Annotated in this window: 3 protein-coding genes; all 3 read left to right on the top strand. The window is 63.7% G+C overall.

Annotation, left to right across the window (positions count from 1 at the left end; all coding sequences use genetic code 11):
- Positions 1 to 197: 197 nt before the first annotated feature.
- The 3 genes from pilM to JF66_RS18965 are packed head-to-tail and all read left to right on the top strand — an operon-like array spanning position 198 to position 2646.
- Positions 198 to 1241 carry a type IV pilus assembly protein PilM gene (gene pilM, locus JF66_RS18975; RefSeq protein WP_035880438.1) on the top strand — a complete coding sequence of 348 codons (1044 nt, stop codon included), beginning with the start codon at positions 198 to 200 and terminating at the stop codon, positions 1239 to 1241.
- Positions 1238 to 1906 (top strand): hypothetical protein, encoded by a 669-nt coding sequence (locus tag JF66_RS18970; protein ID WP_035880437.1) that lies wholly within the window; start codon positions 1238 to 1240, stop codon positions 1904 to 1906. The genes pilM and JF66_RS18970 overlap by 4 nt, the downstream gene beginning before the upstream one ends.
- A gap of 2 nt (positions 1907 to 1908) precedes the next feature.
- Positions 1909 to 2646 (top strand): type 4a pilus biogenesis protein PilO, encoded by a 738-nt coding sequence (locus tag JF66_RS18965; protein WP_035880436.1) that lies wholly within the window; start codon positions 1909 to 1911, stop codon positions 2644 to 2646.
- The last annotated feature ends 178 nt before the right edge of the window (positions 2647 to 2824 follow it).

Below are 2824 nucleotides of genomic sequence, written 5' to 3'. Positions count from 1 at the left end.
CTTTACCTGGCGGGGCCAGATCATCGCCGGTAACTACAGCTCAGCGAAGAACAACCCCACCTTCACGTTTATCCCGATCGGTCTGCCGGGTGTGGACCTCAACACCGGGGGAGTAACGCCTGGCGTCACAACTCCGCAGCCTGGCTCCGTCGTCTCGAACAGAGAAATAAACGGCTGATGGAGATTGGAGAGTACTCATGACGGACAGCGTCGTCGGAATCGACATTGGAACGTCCGGACTGCGCGCCGTGGAGCTGAGCGACGCGGGCAAGGCTCACCCCAAGCTCCTGCGCTACCACCAGGTTCCACTGCCCGAGGGTGCCGTAAATCGCGGCGAAGTCGCCGAGCCCAACACCGTGGCGGCGGCACTGAAGACCCTGTGGTCGGCGGGTGGTTTCAAGAGCAAGAATGTGGTGCTGGGGATCGGCAATCATCGTGCCCTCGCGCGGGACCTCGCCGTGCCGAAGATGTCAATGAAACGCATCCGTGAGACCCTGCCGTTTCTGGTCGCGGACATGCTTCCCGTTCCCGTTGCGGAGGCCCTGCTCGACTTCTACCCGATCAATGAGGGCGAAGGCGAGAGCGGCCCGGAGATCAACGGTCTGCTGATCGTGGCCGTCAAGGAGGCGGTGCAGGGCAATATCGCCGCCGTGCAGCTCGCGGGACTGACCGCTGTGGAGGTCGACCTCATTCCCTTCGCCGTCAGTCGGGCGGTGTGTCGCGGAACGACCTTCGATGGCGCTGTCGCACTCATCGACGTGGGCCTGGCCACCACGAGCGTCGTGATCACCCTGGCCGGAGTGCCGCAGTTCGTGCGGCTCATCCCCGCCGGTGGAGGAGACCTCACCCAGGCGCTCATGCTGGGCATGTCGATTGACGCGCCCACGGCGGAATCCGTCAAACGTGAGCATGGGATTCATGCGGCGGCGCACGAACACAGCGTCGAGGCAGGCATCATCACCGAGGCGACAACCGAACTGCTCAACAGCCTGCGCAATACCGTCACCTATTTTTCGAACACGAGAGCGCACGTGCCGGTGACCGGCATCGTGCTGTCCGGAGGCGGCGCCCAACTCGGCGGCTTCCCGCAGGCGCTCGGCGAGCTGACGCGATTACCCGTACTGACAGCGGATCCGTTCGCATCGGTTGCGCTCGGGCGCGGGGTGGATGCCGCAGCTCTGAATGCCACAAACGGTGCCTTCACCGTTGCGCTGGGCCTCGCCCTGGGGAGTAAAGCATGACCGCGAAGAAGAAGACCACGGACGACCTCGTTCTCGGGGCCGAACCCCGGATGGATCTGCTGCCGCCCGAAGTTCGCACCCTCAAGAAGGTCAAAGCCACCCGGCGAGGCCTCACGGGCGTTCTGCTGGCCGTGCTGGTGCTGGTCGGCGCCGGAATCGGTGCCTCCGCCTGGGCCGCCGTGCAGAGCCAGGCCGAACTTGACGCGGCCCGGGTGCGCACCACGGACCTGCTGGTGAGCCAGTCACAGTACTCCGAGGTGCAAAAGGTGCAGGCGGCCCTCGACACCACGCTGGCCGCGCGGCAATTCGGTGCGTCCACCGAGATCGATTGGCAGGCCTACCTCGCTGAAGTTCGGGCGCTTGTGCCGAGCACTGTGACCATTGACACTCTCTCGGTCGACTCTGCCTCGCCGCTCGTTCCCTATGAGCAGGCAACGACCCCTCTGCAGAGCCCGCGGGTGGCCACCATCAGGATCCTCTTCACCAGTCCCGACGTCACGAGCATGCCGGAGTGGCTCCAGACGATGTCTACCCTGCCCGGTTACGCGGACTCCCTGCCGGCCACGATCGCGCGAGCGGACACCGGGATATATACGGTGGACGTCGTTCTGCACGTCAATGAAGGTGCGTTCTCGGGGCGCTTCTCCACTCCGGAAGGACAATAATCGTGGACAAGAACAGGCTCTGGGTGATCGGTGCCGTGTTGGTGATCGGTGCGATCGTCGTGCTCGGGTGGTTGCTCGGCATCTCCCCGAAACTGAGCGAGGTGAGCGCCCATGAATCGGAACGGGACTCCACGCTTGTGCAGAACGCCGCGTATGAGGCGCAAATCGTCACCTTGAAGCAGCAGTTCGAACAGATTACCGAACTCAAAGGTGACCTGGCGACTATTCAAGAGGCCGTGCCTACTGCCGCTGAGATTCCTGCGCTGATTGCCGAGCTCAACTCGGTTGCGGCCGAGAGTCAGGTGGTGCTGTCCGGGTTTACGCAGAACGACGCGCAGGCCTATGACCCCACTCTGTTGGCCGTCGAGGTTCCGGCAGCGGCTGCGCCCGCAGCTGGGGCGACGTCCACATCGACGCCCGCGCCGACAACGGCTGCCGGTGCGGCCGAGGTTGCCGCGAACGCCGCAACGGCCGGGGTGGCCGGCGCAAATGCCGTCCCCACCGTCGACCCCCGGCTCACGCCCACGAATTTCGTGGCCATCCCGGTCTCCATTACCGTTGACGGCCCGTACGACAACGTGCTGGGCTTCGTATCGGGCCTTCAACACGGCCGTCGACTCATCATGGTCACTGCCGTATCCACGACGGTGCCGACACCTGCCGGGTCTGTGACCGGCACCGTAACGGCACTGGTCTACGTTCTTCTTGATCCCAACGCGGCTGCCGTCCCGGCCGGCTGAGACGCCGCGAGGGAGCCGAATTCTTCGTCAGAGTGAGGGCTTCGCGGTCTATGAGTTCCCCGTCAGGCGAAGGGAATAAATATTCGCCCGAGAACTAGGCATTGAATATTCAGGTTTTCTACATTTTGTGCTGATACACCCCCTAAACTGGGGCCACACGAGCGAATGTCCTGCTCAC

It is taken from the genome of Cryobacterium sp. MLB-32 (assembly GCF_000738085.1).
GTDB lineage: Bacteria > Actinomycetota > Actinomycetes > Actinomycetales > Microbacteriaceae > Cryobacterium.
This window is presented reverse-complemented; position numbering and strand designations above follow the sequence as displayed.